The organism is Cupriavidus sp. SIMBA_020, from assembly GCF_046535395.1.
In the GTDB taxonomy this organism is placed as follows: domain Bacteria; phylum Pseudomonadota; class Gammaproteobacteria; order Burkholderiales; family Burkholderiaceae; genus Cupriavidus; species Cupriavidus campinensis.
Genome location: NZ_JAWRWU010000426.1, coordinates 1 through 278, shown reverse-complemented (window position 1 = coordinate 278; position 278 = coordinate 1). Strand labels below are relative to the sequence as shown.

The following is a 278-nucleotide window of genomic DNA, read 5'->3' as shown; positions in this document are numbered from 1 at the left end:
ACAGCCAGCAATGCGCGGAGCAGCCGACGCTGAATCCGTGCATGTTCGAGTACGTGTATCTCGCCCGTCCGGATTCGTGCCTCGACGGCGTGCCCGTCTACAACGTGCGCCTGCGCATGGGCGACTACCTCGCCGAGAAGATCAAGCGCGAGCTGCCGAACGTGCCGATCGACGTCGTGATGCCGATTCCCGATTCGTCGCGTCCGGCTGCAATGCAGGTCGCCGCGAAGCTCGGCGTTGAGTATCGCGAAGGCTTCTTCAAGAACCGCTACGTCGGC

General features: G+C 63.3%; 1 pseudogene. It reads left to right on the top strand.

Features of this window, described 5'->3' with window-relative positions:
* Positions 1-278: pseudogene (locus SB751_RS29890) on the top strand (amidophosphoribosyltransferase); the annotation flags it as partial.